Source organism: Streptomyces sp. NPDC102258 (assembly GCF_055584685.1).
Map to the genome: position 1 here is coordinate 71797 of NZ_JBVJLO010000004.1, position 19105 is coordinate 90901.

21 protein-coding genes and 2 riboswitches are annotated in these 19105 nt (G+C 72.2%); of the genes, 13 read left to right on the forward strand and 8 right to left on the reverse strand.

Annotated features, from left to right (window positions below):
• Positions 1-2: 2 nt before the first annotated feature.
• The gene (locus tag ACZ6ZT_RS08290; RefSeq protein ID WP_469716711.1) at positions 3-737 is read right to left on the reverse strand and encodes an enhanced serine sensitivity protein SseB; all 735 of its coding nucleotides are present in this window, start codon (positions 735-737) and stop codon (positions 3-5) included.
• Positions 738-807: 70 nt separating this feature from the next.
• Positions 808-1440 carry an AAA family ATPase gene (locus ACZ6ZT_RS08295; RefSeq protein WP_469717285.1) on the reverse strand — a complete coding sequence of 211 codons (633 nt, stop codon included), beginning with the start codon at positions 1438-1440 and terminating at the stop codon, positions 808-810.
• Positions 1441-1636: 196 nt separating this feature from the next.
• Positions 1637-1740, forward strand: a riboswitch (glycine riboswitch).
• 185 nt (positions 1741-1925) lie between these two features.
• Between ACZ6ZT_RS08295 and gcvT the strand changes: the two genes are divergently transcribed.
• The 11 genes from gcvT (at position 1926) to ACZ6ZT_RS08350 (ending at position 11287) form a co-directional block, all read left to right on the forward strand.
• Positions 1926-3041 carry a glycine cleavage system aminomethyltransferase GcvT gene (gene gcvT, locus ACZ6ZT_RS08300; RefSeq protein ID WP_469716713.1) on the forward strand — a complete coding sequence of 372 codons (1116 nt, stop codon included), beginning with the start codon at positions 1926-1928 and terminating at the stop codon, positions 3039-3041.
• 112 nt (positions 3042-3153) lie between these two features.
• Positions 3154-3537 (forward strand): glycine cleavage system protein GcvH, encoded by a 384-nt coding sequence (gcvH, locus tag ACZ6ZT_RS08305; RefSeq protein WP_469716715.1) that lies wholly within the window; start codon positions 3154-3156, stop codon positions 3535-3537.
• A 16-nt stretch (positions 3538-3553) separates the two neighbouring features.
• Positions 3554-4810 (forward strand): serine hydroxymethyltransferase, encoded by a 1257-nt coding sequence (gene glyA, locus ACZ6ZT_RS08310; RefSeq protein WP_469716717.1) that lies wholly within the window; start codon positions 3554-3556, stop codon positions 4808-4810.
• A 281-nt stretch (positions 4811-5091) separates the two neighbouring features.
• Positions 5092-6474, forward strand: coding sequence for an L-serine ammonia-lyase (locus ACZ6ZT_RS08315; RefSeq protein WP_469716718.1), 1383 nt, complete (start codon positions 5092-5094; stop codon positions 6472-6474).
• Between the two features lie 244 nt (positions 6475-6718).
• Entirely contained in the window at positions 6719-7126 is a 408-nt protein-coding gene (locus ACZ6ZT_RS08320; RefSeq protein WP_469716720.1) for an SsgA family sporulation/cell division regulator, read from the forward strand.
• A gap of 76 nt (positions 7127-7202) precedes the next feature.
• Complete coding sequence (locus ACZ6ZT_RS08325) at positions 7203-7721, forward strand: AMIN-like domain-containing (lipo)protein (protein ID WP_469716722.1); 519 nt, start codon at positions 7203-7205, stop codon at positions 7719-7721.
• A 50-nt stretch (positions 7722-7771) separates the two neighbouring features.
• Positions 7772-7989, forward strand: a riboswitch (cobalamin riboswitch).
• Between the two features lie 28 nt (positions 7990-8017).
• Positions 8018-8716 (forward strand): energy-coupling factor ABC transporter permease, encoded by a 699-nt coding sequence (locus ACZ6ZT_RS08330; RefSeq protein WP_469716724.1) that lies wholly within the window; start codon positions 8018-8020, stop codon positions 8714-8716.
• 5 nt (positions 8717-8721) lie between these two features.
• Entirely contained in the window at positions 8722-9120 is a 399-nt protein-coding gene (locus ACZ6ZT_RS08335) for an energy-coupling factor ABC transporter substrate-binding protein (protein ID WP_469717287.1), read from the forward strand.
• A 3-nt stretch (positions 9121-9123) separates the two neighbouring features.
• A complete protein-coding gene (gene cbiQ / locus ACZ6ZT_RS08340) occupies positions 9124-9873 on the forward strand; it encodes a cobalt ECF transporter T component CbiQ (RefSeq protein ID WP_469716726.1) in 750 nt (249 codons plus the stop codon).
• Positions 9864-10691, forward strand: coding sequence for an energy-coupling factor ABC transporter ATP-binding protein (locus ACZ6ZT_RS08345; protein WP_469716728.1), 828 nt, complete (start codon positions 9864-9866; stop codon positions 10689-10691). The genes cbiQ and ACZ6ZT_RS08345 overlap by 10 nt, the downstream gene beginning before the upstream one ends.
• 44 nt (positions 10692-10735) lie before the next feature.
• Positions 10736-11287, forward strand: coding sequence for a PadR family transcriptional regulator (locus ACZ6ZT_RS08350; protein WP_469716730.1), 552 nt, complete (start codon positions 10736-10738; stop codon positions 11285-11287).
• 50 nt (positions 11288-11337) lie between these two features.
• Here ACZ6ZT_RS08350 and ACZ6ZT_RS08355 read toward each other — a convergent pair whose 3' ends face one another.
• Positions 11338-11550 carry an EF-hand domain-containing protein gene (locus ACZ6ZT_RS08355; RefSeq protein ID WP_469717289.1) on the reverse strand — a complete coding sequence of 71 codons (213 nt, stop codon included), beginning with the start codon at positions 11548-11550 and terminating at the stop codon, positions 11338-11340.
• Positions 11551-11804: 254 nt separating this feature from the next.
• Here ACZ6ZT_RS08355 and ACZ6ZT_RS08360 point away from each other — a divergent pair, with 254 nt between their 5' ends.
• Positions 11805-12551 carry a tRNA-dependent cyclodipeptide synthase gene (locus ACZ6ZT_RS08360; protein ID WP_469716732.1) on the forward strand — a complete coding sequence of 249 codons (747 nt, stop codon included), beginning with the start codon at positions 11805-11807 and terminating at the stop codon, positions 12549-12551.
• Positions 12532-13809, forward strand: coding sequence for a cytochrome P450 (locus tag ACZ6ZT_RS08365; RefSeq protein ID WP_469716733.1), 1278 nt, complete (start codon positions 12532-12534; stop codon positions 13807-13809). Before ACZ6ZT_RS08360 ends, ACZ6ZT_RS08365 begins: the two co-directional genes overlap by 20 nt.
• A gap of 84 nt (positions 13810-13893) precedes the next feature.
• On the opposite strand, the gene ACZ6ZT_RS08370 is transcribed toward ACZ6ZT_RS08365, so the two are convergent.
• The 5 genes from ACZ6ZT_RS08370 to ACZ6ZT_RS08390 form a co-directional block, all read right to left on the reverse strand.
• On the reverse strand, positions 13894-15072 hold the full coding sequence (locus ACZ6ZT_RS08370) for a YncE family protein (RefSeq protein WP_469716735.1): 1179 nt from the start codon (positions 15070-15072) through the stop codon (positions 13894-13896).
• Entirely contained in the window at positions 15069-15866 is a 798-nt protein-coding gene (locus tag ACZ6ZT_RS08375; RefSeq protein ID WP_469716737.1) for a polysaccharide deacetylase family protein, read from the reverse strand. Before ACZ6ZT_RS08375 ends, ACZ6ZT_RS08370 begins: the two co-directional genes overlap by 4 nt.
• Before the next feature lie 391 nt (positions 15867-16257).
• A complete protein-coding gene (locus ACZ6ZT_RS08380; RefSeq protein WP_469716739.1) occupies positions 16258-16752 on the reverse strand; it encodes an ATP-binding protein in 495 nt (164 codons plus the stop codon).
• Between the two features lie 234 nt (positions 16753-16986).
• Positions 16987-17754, reverse strand: coding sequence for an enoyl-CoA hydratase/isomerase family protein (locus ACZ6ZT_RS08385; RefSeq protein ID WP_469716740.1), 768 nt, complete (start codon positions 17752-17754; stop codon positions 16987-16989).
• A gap of 98 nt (positions 17755-17852) precedes the next feature.
• Entirely contained in the window at positions 17853-19085 is a 1233-nt protein-coding gene (locus ACZ6ZT_RS08390; protein ID WP_469716742.1) for a L,D-transpeptidase, read from the reverse strand.
• Positions 19086-19105: the final 20 nt, after the last annotated feature.

Consider the following 19105-nt stretch of genomic DNA (forward strand, 5'->3'; position numbering starts at 1 on the left):
CGCTAGGGAAGGTAGAAGGGGCGTACGCGCTCACGAATCCAGTCCGTGACCGGGTCCTCGGCCGCGTCGAGCAGGATCAACTGGACGGGCCAGGGCGCCGGTACGCGGGCCAGCGCCCGGCCGAGCGCCGCCAGCGGGGCCTCCCGGGCGGCGGGATCCCATCCCACCAGGCGGACACCGACGTACAGCTGCGGCGGCCCGGCCTCGACGCTGGCCAGGCAGCGGTGCGCGGCGGCGACCACTGCGGTGGCGCGGAACTCCTCGGCGGCGGCGGCGAGGAAGTCGACGGGGTCCTCCTGCCAGTCGGGCTCGTAGAGCCGGACCCGGCCGCCGGTGGCGGGCCCGTCGAGCGGGGTCCGTCCGGCCCGGCACAGCTCCGCGACGGCTGCCGGGGGCAGCGGGACGCCGACGGCGCCCTCGGGGTTCACGGCGATGCCGAGCTGCGGGGGCAGGCCGCGGGCGAACTCGACGGCGGGGGCGACCGCGAAGTCCATGGCGGGTCCGGCGCAGAAGCGGAACTGGGCCTCGGAGCTGTAGACGGGGACGTAGGCCGCTTCGCCGATCAGCATCGTGGGCAGGTCGAGGGCGGCGTGCCCGGGGCCGCCGCCCTGCGGCAGCGGGACCCAGACCTGGCTGCGGCCGAGCACCTCCAGGATGCGCGGCCCGGCGTCCGGTGCGCCGAGGGCCGCCCCGAGGACCTGTTCCAACTCGTTCGCCGGCCAGCCGCTGCCCTGCATGTACCCCTGCTCTCCGTAAGGCTCCGCCCCGATGTCGCCCCGAGGCTACCGCCCCCTCGGCGGCCGTCCGTCAGGGGTGGAAGGCGATCCGGCTCACGGCGGCGGCCGAGCGGCGGTCGAGGAGCACGGCGGAGGCGCAGCCGGCCGGGAGCCGGCCCGCCTCGGCGTCGCGCAGCAGCCGGCCCACCGCGCCCCGGTGCCGGGCGAAGGCGTACGCGGAGACCCGCCGGCCCCGCGCGGCCTGCCCGGACAGGGCCTCCTCGGCGCTGGTGTCCAGCAGCAGCAGGTGCAGCGAGCGGCCCCGGCGGCGGGCGGCGGCGGCGAGCAGGCCGCGCACCCACACCTGGGTGCCGCAATCGTGGACGACGACGGAGGCCCCGGAGCGCAGCCGCCGCCAGAGCCCCCAGTAGTGCGCGGCCCGCACCAGCGGCCGGTACACGGCGTACGGCAGGGCCGCCGGCATCCGCCGCTCCCAGCGTTCGCGGACGTCCTGGGAGTCGACGCCGTCCTGCGCGGCGCGCTTGATCAGGGTGCTCTTGCCGCCGCCGGGCAGGCCGGACACCACCACGATGTCCCCGTCGCGGAACCCGAGCCGCCGCGGCCCGCACGCCGGGCCGCCGCGCAGGTCGCGCACCGGGGCCGCCGTACGCGGCCGGGGGCTGCGCTGGGCCGGGACCCCGCTCACGGTTCCCGTCGTCGTCAGCACTCCGAATCTCCGCACAGTGATCGTCTCCCCCCGATGCCGGACCGCCGGGACACCGATGCCCGCCGAGTGTAAAGAGACGGTAATCCCGGGGTCCCGGTTCCGGTCCGTCCGTTCTTCAGGGCCCCACTGCCCGCGCCCGAGCGGGCCGTGCAATGATGTGCGCCATCTGGACACCAACTGCATACCGGCCGCTTGAATCCGCGCGGGAGAGTCCCGGCACGCCGTGAGGCCGTGCCCGGGCGCCGAAGGAGCAAGTACCTCCCTTGAATCTCTCAGGCCCCGTACCGCGTGGATGAGGCAGATCTGAAAAGCGAGCCGCGAGATGTCCGTCCCCGACGGCCGCCGCGCGCTCCACCCAAGGTGCAAGCCCAGGGCGTCCCGTCCTTCACACGGGGAACTCTCGGCGAACCTCTCAGGTTCCGATGACAGATGGGGAGGATCGTCCTCGTCATGTCATGCCCTGGGACCCGGGAGCCACACCCATGAGCACTGCCCCCCGCCTGACCGCGCTCGACGCGCTGCACCGCTCGCTCGGTGCGACCATGACCGACTTCGCGGGCTGGGACATGCCGCTGCGCTACGCCAGTGAGCGCGACGAGCACAACGCCGTGCGCACCAGGGCCGGTCTCTTCGACCTGTCCCACATGGGCGAGATCACCCTGACCGGCCCCGAGGCCGTCAAGGTCCTGGACTACGCGCTGGTCGGCAACATCTCCACCGTCGGCGTCGGCCGCGCCCGCTACACGCACATCTGCCAGGAGGACGGCGGGATCCTGGACGACCTGATCGTCTACCGCCTGGGCGAGAGCGAGTTCATGGTCGTCGCCAACGCCTCGAACGCCCAGGTCGTGCTGGACGCGCTGACCGAGCGGGCCGCCGGCTTCGACGCCGAGGTCCGCGACGACCGCGACGCGTACGCGCTCATCGCCGTCCAGGGCCCCGAGTCCCCCGGCATCCTGAAGTCGCTGACCGACGCCGACCTGGACGGCCTGAAGTACTACGCGGGCCTGCCGGGCACCGTCGCGGGCGTGCCCGCGCTGATCGCGCGCACCGGCTACACCGGCGAGGACGGCTTCGAGCTGTTCGTCGCCCCCGAGCACGCCGTGGAGCTGTGGCAGGCGCTGACGAAGGCCGGCGAGGGCGTCGGCCTGGTCCCGGCCGGCCTGTCCTGCCGCGACACGCTGCGCCTGGAGGCGGGCATGCCGCTGTACGGACACGAGCTGACCACCTCGCTCACGCCCTTCGACGCGGGGCTGGGCCGGGTCGTGAAGTTCGAGAAGGAGGGCGACTTCGTCGGCCGCGCCGCGCTGGAGGCCGCCGCCGAGCGCGCCGCGACGAACCCGCCGCGCAAGCTGGTCGGCCTGATCGCCGAGGGCCGCCGCGTCCCGCGCGCCGGTTTCCCGGTCGTCGCCGGCGGCGAGGTCATCGGCGAGGTCACCTCGGGCGCCCCGTCCCCGACGCTGGGCAGGCCGATCGCCATGGCGTACGTGGACGCGGCGCACGCCGCGCCCGGCACCTCCGGCGTCGGCGTGGACATTCGCGGTACGCATGAGGCGTACGAGGTCGTGGCGCTGCCGTTCTACAAGCGGCAGAAGTAGTCACCACCGCCGTGCGCCCGGCCGTGCGGCGGTGTTCCGGCGCCCCGGCGCCCGTCTCGGCAGGCGAGACCACTGTTCACATCCACTCCCCCGCATCCAGGAGAATCAGGTCATGAGCAACCCCCAGCAGCTGCGTTTCAGCAAGGAGCACGAGTGGCTGTCGGCCGCCGTGGACGGCGTCGCGACGGTCGGCATCACGGAGTTCGCGGCCAACGCGCTCGGTGACGTCGTCTACGCCCAGCTCCCCGAGGTCGGCGACACGGTGACCGCGGGCGAGACCTGTGGTGAGCTGGAGTCGACCAAGTCCGTCAGCGACCTGTACTCCCCCGTCTCCGGTGAGGTCGTCGAGGCCAACCAGGACGTCGTGGACGACCCCTCGCTGGTGAACTCCGCTCCGTTCGAGGGCGGCTGGCTGTTCAAGGTGCGCGTCTCGGAGGAGCCGGGCGACCTGCTCTCCGCCGACGACTACGCCGCGTTCACCCACTCCGACAACTGATCCCCGGGGACTCCTGATGTCCGTACTGAACACTCCTCTCCACGAGCTCGACCCGGACGTCGCCGCCGCCGTCGACGCCGAGCTCGTGCGCCAGCAGTCCACCCTGGAAATGATCGCGTCGGAGAACTTCGCTCCGGTCGCCGTCATGGAGGCCCAGGGCTCGGTCCTGACCAACAAGTACGCCGAGGGCTACCCGGGCCGCCGTTACTACGGCGGCTGCGAGCACGTCGACGTGGTCGAGCAGATCGCGATCGACCGCGTCAAGGCGCTGTTCGGCGCCGAGGCCGCGAACGTCCAGCCGCACTCCGGTGCGCAGGCCAACGCCGCCGCGATGTTCGCGCTGCTGAAGCCGGGCGACACGATCATGGGCCTGAACCTGGCCCACGGCGGTCACCTGACCCACGGCATGAAGATCAACTTCTCCGGCAAGCTCTACAACGTGGTCCCGTACCACGTCGACGAGACCGGCGAGGTCGACATGGCCGAGGTCGAGCGCCTCGCCAAGGAGTCCAAGCCGCAGCTGATCGTCGCCGGCTGGTCCGCGTACCCGCGCCAGCTGGACTTCGCCGCCTTCCGCCGCATCGCGGACGAGGTCGGCGCGTACCTGATGGTGGACATGGCGCACTTCGCCGGCCTGGTGGCCGCCGGTCTGCACCCGAACCCGGTGCCGCACGCCCACGTCGTCACCACCACCACGCACAAGACCCTCGGCGGTCCGCGCGGCGGTGTCATCCTGTCGACGCAGGAGCTGGCCAAGAAGATCAACTCCGCGGTCTTCCCGGGCCAGCAGGGCGGCCCGCTGGAGCACGTGATCGCCGCCAAGGCCGTGTCCTTCAAGGTCGCCGCCTCGGAGGACTTCAAGGAGCGCCAGGTCCGCACCCTGGAGGGCGCGAAGATCCTCGCCGCCCGCCTGGTCCAGGACGACGTCAAGGCCGTGGGCGTGGACGTCCTCACCGGCGGCACCGACGTGCACCTGGTCCTGGTGGACCTGCGCAACTCCGAGCTGGACGGACAGCAGGCCGAGGACCGCCTCCACGAGGTCGGCATCACGGTCAACCGCAACGCCATCCCGAACGACCCGCGGCCGCCGATGGTCACCTCGGGTCTGCGGATCGGCACGCCGGCCCTGGCCACCCGCGGTTTCGACACCGAGGCCTTCACCGAGGTCGCCGAGATCATCGCGCAGGCGCTGAAGCCCGACTTCGACGCCGCGGACCTGAAGGCGCGCGTCTCCGCGCTCGCCGCGAAGTTCCCGCTGTACCCGTCGCTGTAACGGCCCAGCGGAAGGGCCCGGCCGTGTTCTCCACAGGGCCGGGCCCTTTTCGTGCCGCCACTCCGGTCGCCCGGCCGCCCCGGGCCGCCCGCCGGGGGCCCGGCACCGCCCGGGGCCGCACCCGCCCGGGCACCGGAACGCGAGCCGGCTCACGTCCGGCCGACCCGTCCACGAGCCGAAACGTTCATCTCCACGCGTTACGCTCGTCTGCCGGACAAAATCCGCAGATCCGCCATCCCTGCCCCCTCCCACCCACGAGCAGACAAGGGAGTCTCGCCACCGTGGCCATCTCCGTCTTCGACCTCTTCTCCATCGGCATCGGTCCCTCCTCCTCCCACACGGTCGGCCCGATGCGGGCGGCGCGCATGTTCGTGACCCGCCTGAAGAAGGAAGGCGTCCTCGCCCAGACGGCTTCCGTCCGCGCGGAGCTCTTCGGCTCGCTCGGCGCGACCGGCCACGGCCACGGCACCCCCAAGGCGGTCCTGCTGGGCCTGGAGGGCCACTCCCCCCGCACGGTGAACGTGGAGAACGCCGACGCCGAGGTGGAGCGGATCCGCCAGAGCGGCCGGCTGCGCCTGCTGGGCGCCGAGATAGGCCAGGCGCACGAGATCGCCTTCGACGAGCCGAGCCAGCTCATCCTGCACCGCCGCCGCTCCCTGCCCTACCACGCGAACGGCATGACGCTCTTCGCGTACGACGCGGCCGGCGCCCCGCTGCTGGAGAAGACGTACTACTCGGTCGGCGGCGGCTTCGTCGTGGACGAGGACGCGGTCGGCGAGGACCGGATCAAGCTCGACGACACCGAGCTGAAGTTCCCCTTCCGCAGCGGCGACGAGATGCTGCGCATGGCCCGCGAGAGCGGCCTGTCGATCTCCGCGATGATGCTGGAGAACGAGAAGGCCTGGCGCACGGAGGAGGAGATCCGCGAGGGCCTCCTGGAGATCTGGCGGGTCATGCAGGCCTGCGTCGCGCGCGGCATGTCGCGCGAGGGGATCCTGCCCGGCGGCCTGAAGGTCCGGCGCCGCGCCGCGAACACCGCGCGCAAGCTGCGCTCCGAGGGCGACCCGCAGGCGCTGTCGATGGAGTGGATCACCCTCTACGCGATGGCCGTGAACGAGGAGAACGCCGCAGGCGGCCGGGTGGTCACCGCCCCGACCAACGGCGCCGCGGGCATCATCCCGGCGGTACTGCACTACTACATGAACTTCGTGCCCGGCGCCGACGAGGACGGCGTGGTCCGCTTCCTGCTGTCGGCCGGTGCCATCGGGCTGCTCTTCAAGGAGAACGCCTCCATCTCCGGCGCCGAGGTCGGCTGCCAGGGCGAGGTCGGCTCCGCCTGCTCGATGGCGGCCGGCGCCCTCGCCGAGGTCCTGGGCGGCAGCCCGGAGCAGGTCGAGAACGCCGCCGAGATCGGCATGGAGCACAACCTCGGCCTGACCTGCGACCCGGTCGGCGGCCTCGTCCAGATCCCGTGCATCGAGCGCAACGGCATGGCCGCCGTCAAGGCCGTCACCGCGGCCCGGATGGCGATGCGCGGCGACGGCTCCCACAAGGTCTCCCTGGACAAGGTCATCAAGACCATGAAGGAGACCGGCGCCGACATGAAGGTCAAATACAAAGAGACCGCGCGCGGCGGTCTCGCGGTCAACGTCATCGAGTGCTGACCGGCCCCGCCCCCGCGCGCTGACCGGCCCCCCGAGCCCGCCCTCCCCCGGAGGGCGGGCTCGTGCGCGTCCCGGCCGGCGGCGCGGATCCGCGCGGACCCTGGGTAGGCGCCGGGCAGGTCCCGGGATCGGGCCGAGCGGCCCCCGCGCTCGGGACCTTCGGCCCCGGGGAGGGCCGGGATCGTCGGCTAGCGTGCCCGAGGGGGGCCCGTGAGCCCACCGCGCGAAGAGAGGCAGAGCCACCATGGCCACCACCGAGCACCGCGTCCTGCCGTTGCGGCTGGAGGCCGTACCGCTGACCGTCCCGCTGACCGGCACCTTCGTGTACCGCACGGACCGGCCGTACGAGCTGGCCGTCGACTTCCGCGGCGCCGGGACCCACCTCGCCCGCTGGGTGTTCTCGCGCGAGCTGCTCCTCGACGGGCAGACCTGCGGCACCGGCGAGGGCGACATCCAGGTGTGGCCGCTGCGCCGGGGCACCGAACCGCGGGTGTTCCTCGCCTTCAGCAACGGCCGGCACAGCTGCGTGGTCTCCGCCCGCGCCAAGGACGTACGGGAGCTGTGCCGCCGGATGACCGACCTGGTCCCGCGCGGGCAGGAACGGCGCCACTACGACCTGGACGCGGAACTGAGCGCGCTGCTGGCGCACTGAGGGAACCGCCGGGGTCCCCGGCGGTGTCTTCCCGGGTGACAGGCAGTCCCCGTCTCACGAGAATCGGGGGGACTTCATGCGTCACCCGCTCAGCCCGCGCCGCCGCCGGACCGTGGCCCTGGCCACGGGCGCCCTGCTCACCGCCGGACTCGCGCTCAGCGCCCCGGCATCGGCCGCCGCCCCAGCCGTCAGTGCCGCGACCCCGCTCGTCGTGAACGCCCGCTGGGGCGGTCACTGCACGTACGACCGGATCGTCATCGACCTGCAGGGCGCCGCCCCGCCGGTCACCGTCACGCCCGTCTCCGAGCTGGTCTACGACGGGTCCGGCAAGCCCGTCCCGCTGGCGGGCACGTACTTCCTGGAGATCCGCCTGCACCCCGCCGCCGCACACGACGACGCGGGCCACAACGTCTACCAGGGGCCCAAGCTCCAGCAGATCGGGCTCAGCAAGCTCAAGGGCCTCGCCCTGACCGGCGACTACGAGGGGTACGTGACCTTCGGCGCCGCCTTCGACACCCCGCCCGCCTTCACCACCAGCGTCCTCCACTCGCCCGAGCGGTACGTGGTGGACGTCGCCCACCCGGCCACCTGCTGAACCGGCCGCCCGGGCGCCGCCGGCGGACCGCGTCCCTCCGGGGAGCGGGTTTGTTGCCGGTCCGCCCGGGCGACTAGGGTCAACAAGCCTTGGTGTTCGGGAAACCGGTGGGAAACCGGTGCGGCCCTCGCCACTGTGATCGGGAAGTCCGGCTCCACTCCTGCGGGAAGCCACTGGACCCGCGCGGGAGACCGCGGGGGACCGGGAAGGCGGAGCCCGGGCATCATGACCCGTAAGCCAGGAGACCGGCCGGGGCGCGTCGTCCATCCACGAGGTGCTGGAGAGGTCTCCCACACATGCATATAGCCGAGGGGTTCCTGCCCCCCTTGCACGCGGCCGCCTGGGGCGCCGCGTCGGCCCCGTTCGTCGTCCACGGTGTCCGCGCCCTGACCCGCGAGGTGAAGGCCAACCCGGAGAGCACGCTGCTGCTCGGCGCGTCCGGCGCGTTCACCTTCGTCCTGTCCGCGCTCAAGATCCCCTCGGTGACGGGCAGCTGCTCCCACCCGACCGGGACCGGACTCGGGGCCATCCTGTTCCGGCCGCCGATCATGGCGGTCCTGGGCACGATCACCCTGTTGTTCCAGGCGCTGCTGCTCGCGCACGGCGGCCTGACCACGCTCGGCGCGAACGTCTTCTCGATGGCCATCGCCGGCCCCTGGGCCGGGTACGCCGCCTACCGGCTGCTGCGGAAGTCCGGTGCGCCGCTGATGGTGACCGTCTTCGCCGGGGCGTTCGTCGCCGACCTCGTCACCTACTGCGTGACCTCCGTACAGCTCGCGCTCGCCTTCCCGGACCCCTCCAGCGGGTTCCTGGGCTCCCTGGAGAAGTTCGCCGGCATCTTCGCCGTGACCCAGATCCCGCTCGCGGTGAGCGAGGGGCTGCTGACCGTCCTCGTGATGCGGCTGCTGATGCAGTCCAGCCGGTCGGACCTGGTCCGGCTCGGGGTCGCGCGGATGACCGGCACCGCCGGGGCGCGCCGGGAGGCGGCGCTCTGATGGCCCTGACCCGGAACGCGAAGATCAACACCCTGCTGCTGCTCCTGGTGGCGGCGCTCGCCGTGCTCCCGCTCGCGCTGGGGCTCGGCGACGACAAGGAGGAGCCGTTCGCGGGCGCGGACGCGCAGGCGCAGACGGCCATCACGGAACTGGAGCCGGACTACAAGCCCTGGTTCTCCCCGCTGTACGAACCTCCCTCCGGGGAGGTCGAGTCGGCGCTGTTCGCCCTCCAGGCGGCGCTGGGCGCGGGCGTGCTCGCGTACTACTTCGGGATCCGCAAGGGCCGTCGGCAGGGCCTGGCCCTGGCCACGGCCCAGGCCTCGGACCCGGCGGTGGACCCGGTCGCGGGCCCGGGGGCCACGGCCGGCCCGGCGGCCCCCGTCCCCGCCGCGCCGGAGGCCTAGGCGGTGCTGCCGATCGACGTGGCGGCCCACTCCAGCCGTTGGCGCGGCCGGCACCCGCTGGAGAAGGCCCTCCTCGGGCTCGGGCTGACGGTCACCGCCGTCTGCCTGCCGCCCTGGCCCGGCGGACCGCTGGTCGCGGCCGCCGCCCTCGCCGTGCTTTTGGGCCCGGCCGGGGTGGCGGGCCGGCAGCTGTGGCGGGCCTTCCGGGTGCCGCTCGGTTTCTGCGTGACCGGGGCGCTGCCGCTGCTGGTGTCGGTGGGCGGCCCGGCCGGGTTCGTCGCCCTGGCCCCGGACGGGCCCCGGCACGCGGCGGAACTCCTGCTGCGCACCTCGGCGGCCTCCCTCGGCGTGCTGCTGTTCGCCTTCACCACCCCGGTCTCGGACGTACTGCCCCGGCTGGTGCGGGCCGGGGTGCCCGCCCCGGTGGTGGACGTGGCACTCGTCATGTACCGCATCGGCTTCCTGCTGCTCGACTCGATGGCGCGGGTCCGCCGGGCCCAGGCGGCCCGGCTCGGCCAGACGGGCCGGGCGGCGGTGTGGCGTTCGCTGGCCGGGCTCGCCGCGACCACGTTCGTCCGGGCCTTCGACCGCGCCGCCCGGCTCCAGGAGGGGCTGGCCGGGCGCGGTTACGACGGCGCGCTACGGGTCCTCGTCCCCGAGGCGTCGCTGTCCTGGCGGTTCCTCACGGCCTCCGCCGCCCTGCTGGCCGCCCTGGTCGCGGGGACCCTCGTACTGAAGGAGCTGTGCCCGTGAGCGTGGTGGTGGAACTGGCCGGGGCGGGATACGCCTACGAGGACGGCCCGGCCGTGCTGTCCGGGGTGGACTTCGGGATCGAGGAGGGCCGGGCGCTGGTCCTGCTGGGCCGCAACGGCAGCGGCAAGACCACGCTGATGCGGCTGCTCAGCGGCGGGCTGCGGCCCGTCACGGGCACGCTGCGCCTGGACGGCGCGGTGGTGGCCCACGACCGGGCGGGGCTGACCCGGCTGCGGACCTCGGTGCAGCTGGTGGTCCAGGACCCGGACGACCAGCTCTTCGCGGCCTCGGTCGAACAGGACGTGTCCTTCGGGCCGATGAACCTGGGGCTGTCCGCGCCGGAGGTCCGCGAGCGGGTCGAAGCCGCCCTCGCCGCCCTGGACATCACCGCGCTGCGCGGCCGCCCCACCCACCTCCTCTCCTACGGGCAGCGCAAGCGGGCGGCCATCGCCGGGGCGGTGGCGATGGCACCGCGCGTGCTGATCCTCGACGAGCCGACGGCCGGGCTGGACCCGGACGGGCAGGAGCGCCTCCTGGACGTACTGGCGGGTCTGCGCGCGGCCGGCACCACGGTGGTGATGGCCACCCACGACGTGGACCTCGCGGTGCGCTGGGCCGACGACGCGGCGGTGCTGACCCCGGCGGGCATCAGGACCGGCCCGGCCGCGGCGCTGCTGGCCGACCCGGAGCTGCTGGCCTCGGCGGGCCTGCGCCAGGCCTGGTCCCCGGCGGTGTCGGCCCTCCTGCGCGCCCGCGGCCTGCTGGCCGCGGACGCCCCCGGCCCCCGCGTACCGCAGGCCCTGACCGCCTGGCACTGAGCCACCGGCTCCGGCGCGGCGCCCGGCAAACCTAGGATGGCCGCATGTCGCTGCCGCACGCCATCCTCACCGCCCTGCTGGAGAAGCCCTCGTCGGGGCTGGAGCTGACCCGGCGCTTCGACAAGTCGATCGGGTACTTCTGGTCGGCGACGCACCAGCAGATCTACCGGGAGCTGGGGCGGCTGGAGGAGGCCGGGCTGATCCGGGCGCTGCCCAGCGAGGGTCCCGTGCGCGGCCAGAAGAAGGAGTACGAGGTGCTGCCCGACGGCGGGGTGGAGCTGGCCCGCTGGGTGGGCGAGAGCCAGGACCCCAAGCCGATGCGGGACGCGCTGCTGCTGCGGCTGCGCGCGGCGGCCGTGGTGGGGCTCCAGGGCCTCGGGCCGGAGCTGCGGCGCCACCGGGACCTGCACCGGGAGCAGCTGGCGACGTACGAGGCCATCGAGGCGCGGGACTTCCCGCCGGGCCGGGACGCCGTGGAGGACCGGCTGCGCCGGCTGGTGCTGCGCGGCGGGATCGCCCTGGAGGGCTTCTGGCTGAGCTGGCTGGAGGAGGCCCTGGACGAGGTCGGGGACATGGGCTCCTCCCCCGGGAATTGAGCGCGCCCCCGCACCGGGCAGGCGGTACGGGGGCGGGGGCGGCGCGGAGCCTACTTGTTCAGGGCGGCCCAGAACTCGTCGAAGCTCAGCAGGCCGTCGCCGTTGGTGTCCTTGGAGGCGACCACGGCGTCCGCGACCGAGGCGGTGACGAACGCGTCGCCCATCGCCTTCATGGCAGCGCTGTACTCGTCGGCCGTGATGAAGCCGTCACCGTTCACGTCGAACTTGTTGAACGTCGCCCGTGCGCTCTCGATGTCCGCCACTGGGTCCACCCCTTCTTGGTGCTTGTTGACCGGCTCAGAGTAGCGGCATCCCGGGCGGGCCCCGTGCGCGGGTCCCGTTCGGGCGGCAGATAGAAATTCAATTCCCCTTCCGCAATACGGAAGCGCACATTCCAGCCAATAAATCAGCCCCGCACTTGTCACGCTCCGGGATCGCGGCATAACGTAACGGCATTGCCGCCACACCAGGAGCGCAGGGCTCCCAGGGACAAGCGGCAAAAAGGGCGATCACACAGATGACGATCACAACTGACGCATCATTCGAAGTTCTGCCCTTCACCCGCACTTGCCGCCATATCTGGGAAGACGGCGACCATGTGCTCATCGGAGTGAGCCCCGGCAACAGCTACTTCAGCTCCGAGCGCATATCCAGCCTGACCCGATGGGCGACGACCCGCTTCGCGCAGGTCGACTTCGTCTACGCGGACCTCCACGTAGCCCGGATGTTCGCCGCTTTCGGCTACAGCCGGGAGCATGCGGAGAAGCGTGCGGCGAAGGAGATCAAGGCGGTCCGCAGAAGGATTCTCAAAGGTGTCGGGGAATCAGCGCCCCAGCACGCGGAGATCCGGGTGAGGGCACTTTCGGAGTTCCAGCCGAACCCCGTGTACCAACTGCTGCACCGACGCATCATGCATTTCCTGGACACGGACGACGTGTTCCGCAAAGGGTGCGAGGAAATGGCCCTGCACTTTGTCGGCTCGAAGTTGCCGGAAGGTGAATCCATGACGGACGGCCAGTTGCGGGTCTGTTTCGATTACATGGCGGCGGAGCTGCCTTTCTTCGTGGATACCCCGAGCATTCTCGACGTGCCGTCCTCGGTGGCGGCCTACCACGTCAAGATGCCGATGACCGACGTCCTCTTCGCCCGCGGCGGGGGCCTGCGCGCCACCCGCAACCAGGCGTACGCCGTCGTACGCCCCGAAACCGTCGCGCACACCGCCGCACCCACCGAAAGGACCGTCGATGAGCGTCGAGCAGCTTGAGGGCGCGGAGCGTGCGCGGAGCACGGAAGGCACGGGAGACACCGGCGACCGGGAGCACCCCCTCCTCGACTTCCCCCTCTCCCGGCGCGGCGACGTGCTCCCCGAGGAGTGCGCGTGGCTGCGCGAGCAGGCCCCGGTCGCCCGGGTGCGCACCCTGACCGGGGATCCGGCCTGGCTGGTCAGCAGTCACGCGCTCGCCCGGCAGGTGCTGGAGGACGAGCGGTTCAGCCTCAAGGACACCGCGAACGCCGGGGTGCCCCGCCAGTACGCGCTGACGATCCCGCCCGAGGTCGTCAACAACATGGGCAACATCAACAGCGCCGGACTGCGCAACGCGGTCATGAAGGCGCTCAGCCCCCGCCAGGAGGGGCTGCGTGACCGGCTGCGCGCGGTGGCCGGCGAGCTGATCGACGTCCTCGTCGCCGAGGGCGGGCCGGCGGATCTCCGGGCGGGGTTCGCCGACCCCTTCTCGGCGTTCCTGCACTGCCAGGTCCTCGGGGTGCCGTTCGCGGACTGGCGCCGGCTGATGTCGGGGCTGGACATCGCGTTCATGACCGCCCGCGAGCCCTTCGCCGACTCGGCGCTCAACTGGTACAAGGACGTGGGCTACTTCGCCGACGCGCTGCGGGCGCAGATCGAGCTGCCCGCCGAGGAGCGTACGGGGCTCCTCGGCCGGTTCGCCGCGCTGCGGGAGGCCGACCCCGGGTCGGCCCACCTGACGGACGAGATGTTCGCGACCGTCGCCGTCTCCCTCTTCGGGGCCGGTGCGGTCTCCACCTCCGCGTTCCTGGTGCTCGCGGTCCTCGCCCTGCTCCAGCGCCCGGAGCTGATCGGGTACCTGCGCGCCCACCCGGAGCGGATGGGCCCGGCGGTGGACGAGCTGCTGCGCTGGAACCTCTCCGTGGGCGACGGCCTGCCGCGCATCGCCCTGGCCGACGTCCGGGTCGGGGACGTCCTGGTCCGGGAGGGCGAGCTGGTGCTGGTCCTGCTGGAGGGGGCCAACTTCGACCCGGCGGCCTTCGAGCGGCCGGGCACGCTGGACCTGGAGCGGAAGGATACGGGCGGCCACCTCGCCTTCGGCGCCGGCCGGCACTTCTGCCCGGCCTCCGCGCTGGCCCGGACGCACGCCGAGGTCGCCCTGGAGGTGCTGGCCGAGCGGCTGCCGGGGCTGCGCCTGGCCGTCCCCGCGGAGAACCTCGTCTGGCGGACGGGGTTCATCAAGCGGCTGCCCGAACGGCTGCCGGTGGCCTGGGAGTAGCCCGCCGCACCCCCCTGAACCCGGTGTCCCGGGAGCCGTGCGGTCTCCCGGGGCACCGCCGTACGCGCCGCGCGCCGCTCCCGGCTAGCGGAAGATGCCGGTGTGGCCGAGGGAGTAGCGGCCGGGCTGCGGGTACACGGCGAGGCCGTGCGGGCCGTCGCCGACGGGGATCCGGGCCAGCTCCTTGCCGCTCGCGGTGTCGATCGCGTAGACCTCGGAGTTGTAGCGGCCGGACAGCCACAGCACCTTGCCGTCGGCGGAGACCCCGCCCATGTCCGGGCTGCCGCCGTCGGGCAGCTCCCACTTCTTGGTGAGCCGGTCCGCCTTGAAGTCGAAGACGGAGATGGTGCCCTCGCCCCGGTTGGAGATGTACATCTCCCGGGAGTCGCGGCTGACGTACAGGCCGTGGCAGCCCTTGCCGGTGGGCAGCAGCTTGGGGACGTCGAACTTGTCGCCGCTGAGCACCCACATGCCGTGCGCCATCATGTCGGCGACGTAGAAGGTCTTCCCGTCCGGGGAGACCTTGACGTCCTGCGGCATGGCGCCCTCGAAGGGCAGTTTCTGCTGGCCGACGACCTCCATCTTCTCGGTGTCGACCTTGAGCAGTTCACCGGAGAACTCGCAGCTGACGATGAAGTAGCGGCCGTCCGCCGAGAAGTCGGCGTGATTGACGCCGAAACAGCTCACCGGGACGGTCTTCACCCGGTCCATGGTGTGCGGGTCGCGGAAGACCAGCTCGCGGTCCATGGAGGCCATCACGATGGCGTACTTGCCGTTGGGCGTGAAGTACAGGTTGTACGGGTCGTGCACCTCGACGGCCTCGCCGGCCTCGCCGGTGGCCGGGTTGATCGGGGTGAGCGTGTGCCCGCGGTTGTTGTTGACCCACAGCGTCTTCATGTCCCACGAGGGCACCACGTGCTGGGGCTGGATGCCGACCGGGATGGTGTCGATGACCTTGTACGTGGCCGGGTCGATCACCGTCACCGTGTTGGAGTTGGTGTTCGGTACGTAGACCCGCGACGGGAAGTCCTTGACCACCGGCGACAGCTGGTTCGGCCGGTCCGCCGCGTACACGTCGGCCGGATCGAGGAGGGGCGGCATCCCGGCCAGGCCGGGCGGGACGGCCTTGACGGGACGGGCCGGCGCCCTGGAGCCGAGCGCCTCGGGCTCGCCCTTCCCTCCGGATCCGCAGCCCGCCAGGGCGGCGAGGACCAGTGCGGCGAGGAGCGCGGTGGCCTTCCGGGGAAGACGGTTCGTGGTCATGAGGTCAGCAGCTCCGTGGTGGTCACCGCGCGCAGCTCGCGGCGCGCGAGTTCTTCGAGGAGGGGCGGCAGCGCGTCGACCGTGTCCGCGTAGCCGAAGTGCAGGCTCACCACCGATCCGCCGTGGATCGTCCCGGTGACGTTGCGGATGACGGCCGCGGCGCCGGGCGAGGTGAAGTCGAGGGAGTCCACGTCGTACGAGAGGACGTGCGGGTAACCGGCCCGCTGGGCCAGCCGCTGGACGAGCGGGGAGGCGTACTGGGTCTGGGAGGGGCGGAACCAGGTGCCGATCGAGCCGGTGAGCCGCTTGAGCCGCTGGGCGCAGCCCGTGATCTCGGCGTAGGCCTCCGCTTCGGGCATGTCGTTGATCGCGAGGTGGCGCTGGGTGTGGTTGCCGAGCTCGTGGCCGCCGTCCAGGACGCGGCGGGCCATCTCCGGGTGGTCGTCGAGCCAGGTGCCGATGGCCAGGACGGTGATCCGCGCGCCGGCCTTCTCGACCTCGGCGAGGACGGAACGGGCGATGGCGGGGTCCCCGTTGCCGTGGAAGGTGAGGGCCACGGCCGGGCGGTCGCGCGGCCCGTGGCCGATCTCCACCGGCTGGCCGGGGAAGCGGCGAGGGGTGGCCGGAGCGGGCTTGGCGCGCGCCGGGCCGACGGAGGCGGCGGGGACAGAGGAAGAGGCGGCGGGGGCGGCGGGTCCGGCGGCGGTCCGGTCCGGCGCGCAGGAGGCGGTGAGACCGGCCAGGGCGGCGGCGCCCGCGCGCAGGGCCGCGCGGCGGCCTGGTGGTGAGAACACCTGCCCATTTAAGGGGTGAATGGGCGAGAAGGTAACGATTGACCCTATTCGCGACCCACGCCGCCAACGAGCCGAGCGGGTGATCATCCGCTCGGCAATCGACGATTCACGCAGAGCTGCGGATACTTATTCATGGAAAGCGAGGCGAGTGGCCCACCTCACCTAGGATTTAGGGGGAAACTCTTAGGATATGCACACTTATGTCCGACTAGGTGCTTTTGGCGTTTGGGCCCTCGTCTGCCATAGTCGGAATCACGGCTTCCCTTTGACCCGAGCGAAGTCTCCGCCGAGGATCACACACCCCATCGATCCTCGGCACACCCAGGAAACCCCCTCAGCGCCCCATCGCGGCGACAGGGGGTTTCTGGCGTTCACGGGGCCGACGGGAGCCCTAGCGGTCGGCGACCCGCATCTCGAACCAGGTGATCTTGCCGCGGGGCAGCAGGTCGGCGCCCCAGCGGTCGGACAGCTTGTCGACGAGGAACAGCCCCCGGCCCGTGACGTCCATCTCGTGCACCGGCAGCAGACAGGGCAGCCCGCGCGAGGGGTCGCGCACCTCGACCCGGATCCAGCCCCGCCGGCGCACCATCCGTAAGCCGAAGGAACGCGCGCCGGTGTGGCGCACCGCGTTGCCGACGAGCTCCGAGACCAGCAGGACGGCGTGCTCGGCGATCTGCGGCGAGAGCCCCCAGAAGCGGACCACCACGCTCTGCGTGAGCCGGCGGGCCGTACTCGCCGACTCGGGCATGGACGGCAGCGTCACTTCCTCCTCGGCCGGGTTCCCGTAACACTCCAGCGCTTGTTCGTCCTCGGCCGCCGCCGTGACCCGCACGGCGGCGACGCTGCCACGCCGCCGCGGCTGTTCCACACCCTCCAGGCCCGCCATGCACCCATCATGGACGGCCGGCGCACCCGTCCGGGCCGTTCCCGGGGAAAACGCCCCCCGGCACCCGGGGCTCCCGGGGCGGTCCCGGCATATGCGAAAGGCAACCGGGACCGCCCCCAACAGATCTGACCTGCGGTGACGTTGGGCGCTGCGGCGATCACCCTGAGTCGATCTCCGGGACCGCTTAAGGCCCCCTTAAGGCCTGGCTAATCCACCCGCAGGGGTACTCGGCGACTAGACGAACTTGGCCTTGCCCGGGCCCTCTTCGACGAAGCTGCGCATTCCGCGCTCGCGGTCCTCAGTGGCGAACAGGCCCGCGAACCAGGTGCGTTCGATGGTCAGGCCGGTGTCGATGTCCGCCTCCAGGCCCGCGTCCACGCACTCCTTCGCGGCGCGCAGCGCGAGGGCCGGACCCTGCGCGAGCTTCGCGGCCCAGGTGCGCGCCTGCTCGTACACCTCGGCGGCGGGTACGACCCGGTCCACCAGGCCCAGCGCGAGCGCCTCCTCGGCCTTGACCATCCGGCCGGTGAAGATGAGGTCCTTGGCCTTGGAGGGACCGATCAACCGGGACAGCCGCTGGGTGCCGCCCGCGCCCGGGATCAGGCCGAGCAGGATCTCGGGCTGGCCGAGCTTGGCGTTGTCGGCGGCGATCCGGTAGTCGGCGCAGAGCGCGAGCTCGCAGCCGCCGCCGAGCGCGTAGCCGGTGACGGCGGCGACGACGGGCTTGGGGATCCGGGCGACGGCGGTGAAGGCGTCCTGGAGGCCACGGGAGCGGGCGACCATCGCCGCGTGGTCCATCGTCTGCATCTCCTTGATGTCCGCGCCGGCCGCGAACACCTTCTCCCCGCCGTAGAGGATCACCGCGCGCACGTCGGCGCGGTCGGTGGCCTCCACGGCGAGCTCGCGCAGCCGGTCCTGGGTGGCGACGTCCAAGGCGTTCATGGGCGGGCGGTCCAGGCGGATCGTGCCGACGCCTTCGGAGACTTCGAGAGAGAGGGTCATACGCGGAAGGTTAGCCGCGGCCCACGCGCAGCGGCCCGGCGCCGTGGGTCACGGCGCCGGGCCACTTCGGGTGCGTGTCGACTACGCGGGAGCGGGGCCTACTTGGTCCACTCCGCCCAGTCCATGTTCCAGCCGTTGAGGCCGTTGTCCGGGGCGATCTGCTTGTCCTTGGAGTTCTTCACGACCACCACGTCGCCGATCAGGGACTCGTTGTAGAACCAGGCTGCGGGCGTGCTGTCGTCACCGGCGCCGCGCTCGTCCTCCAGGCCGACGCAGCCGTGGCTGACGTTCTCCGAGCCGAAGGTGCTGGAGGGGGCCCAGTAGTTGCCGTGGACGAAGGTGCCCGAATTGGACAGGCGCATCGCGTGCGGGACGTCGGAGATGTCGTACTCGCCGCCGAAGCCGACGGTGGCGCCGTTCATCCGGGTCACCTTGTACTTCTCGCTGATGACCATCTGTCCGTTGTAGGTGGTCGTCGCCGGGGCGCCCGCCGTGATCGGGATGTCCTTGAGGACCTGGTTGTCGCGGACGACCTGCATGGTGTGGGCGCTCGCGTCGACGGTGGTGACCTGCGAGCGGCCGACGGTGAAGGTGACCGTACGGGTCTGCTTGCCGTAGACCCCGGGCCGGCCCTCGACGCCGTCGAGGGCGAGCTTCACGGTGACCTTGGTGCCCGCGGCCCAGTACTTCTCGGGGCGGAAGTCGAGGCGGTCGTTGCCGAACCAGTGGCCCTCGACCGGCACGGACGGCTCGGCCGTGACGGTGATGGCCTTCTCGACGGCCTCGGGATTGGTGATGCCCCGGGTGAAGTTGATGGAGACCGGCATGCCCACGCCGACGGTCGAACCGTCCTCGGGCGTGTAGTGGCCCACGAAGGTGTTCTGCGGGGTCAGGGTGGTGAAGGTGGTGTCCTTGGCGGACTCCCGGCCGGCCTCGTCCTTGGCGACCGCGTGCACCTTGTACTCGGTGGCGGCGGCCAGGTTGCGGGCGGGCTCCCAGCTCGCGCCGTCGCCGCCCAGCTTGCCCTCCACCGCGTTGCCCTTGGTGTCGGCGACCGTCACCGCGGTGAGCTTGCCACCGGTGCTGGAGATCTTCAGGATGCCGCTCGTGGCGACCTCCTTGGCCCCGTCGTCCGGCTTGACGTTCACGACGGCCTTGGACGCCTCGGTGCCGCTCTTGGCCCCGGCCGTCGTCCCCTTGGCGTCGTTCCCGCCCTTGCCCCCGCTGTCGCTTCCGCCCGCACCGCAAGCGGTGGTGAGCAGCAGGGCCGCTCCCAGCAGAAGGGCCGGCAGGCCGCTGCGGACGCGGCCGCGTATCGGCTGCAGGTTCACTCGTGTTCTCCCCATGTCCC

Bases quoted from the DNA above. Each gene is read 5' to 3' on its own strand.
- ACZ6ZT_RS08290 (WP_469716711.1), bottom strand. From the start codon at position 737: ATGCAGGGCAGCGGCTGGCCGGCGAACGAGTTGGAACAGGTCCTCGGG.
- gcvT (WP_469716713.1), top strand. From the start codon at position 1,926: ATGAGCACTGCCCCCCGCCTGACCGCGCTCGACGCGCTGCACCGCTCG.
- gcvH (WP_469716715.1), top strand. From the start codon at position 3,154: ATGAGCAACCCCCAGCAGCTGCGTTTCAGCAAGGAGCACGAGTGGCTG.
- glyA (WP_469716717.1), top strand. From the start codon at position 3,554: ATGTCCGTACTGAACACTCCTCTCCACGAGCTCGACCCGGACGTCGCC.
- ACZ6ZT_RS08320 (WP_469716720.1), top strand. From the start codon at position 6,719: ATGGCCACCACCGAGCACCGCGTCCTGCCGTTGCGGCTGGAGGCCGTA.
- ACZ6ZT_RS08325 (WP_469716722.1), top strand. From the start codon at position 7,203: ATGCGTCACCCGCTCAGCCCGCGCCGCCGCCGGACCGTGGCCCTGGCC.
- ACZ6ZT_RS08330 (WP_469716724.1), top strand. From the start codon at position 8,018: ATGCATATAGCCGAGGGGTTCCTGCCCCCCTTGCACGCGGCCGCCTGG.
- ACZ6ZT_RS08350 (WP_469716730.1), top strand. From the start codon at position 10,736: ATGTCGCTGCCGCACGCCATCCTCACCGCCCTGCTGGAGAAGCCCTCG.
- ACZ6ZT_RS08360 (WP_469716732.1), top strand. From the start codon at position 11,805: ATGACGATCACAACTGACGCATCATTCGAAGTTCTGCCCTTCACCCGC.
- ACZ6ZT_RS08365 (WP_469716733.1), top strand. From the start codon at position 12,532: ATGAGCGTCGAGCAGCTTGAGGGCGCGGAGCGTGCGCGGAGCACGGAA.
- ACZ6ZT_RS08370 (WP_469716735.1), bottom strand. From the start codon at position 15,072: ATGACCACGAACCGTCTTCCCCGGAAGGCCACCGCGCTCCTCGCCGCA.
- ACZ6ZT_RS08380 (WP_469716739.1), bottom strand. From the start codon at position 16,752: ATGGCGGGCCTGGAGGGTGTGGAACAGCCGCGGCGGCGTGGCAGCGTC.
- ACZ6ZT_RS08385 (WP_469716740.1), bottom strand. From the start codon at position 17,754: ATGACCCTCTCTCTCGAAGTCTCCGAAGGCGTCGGCACGATCCGCCTG.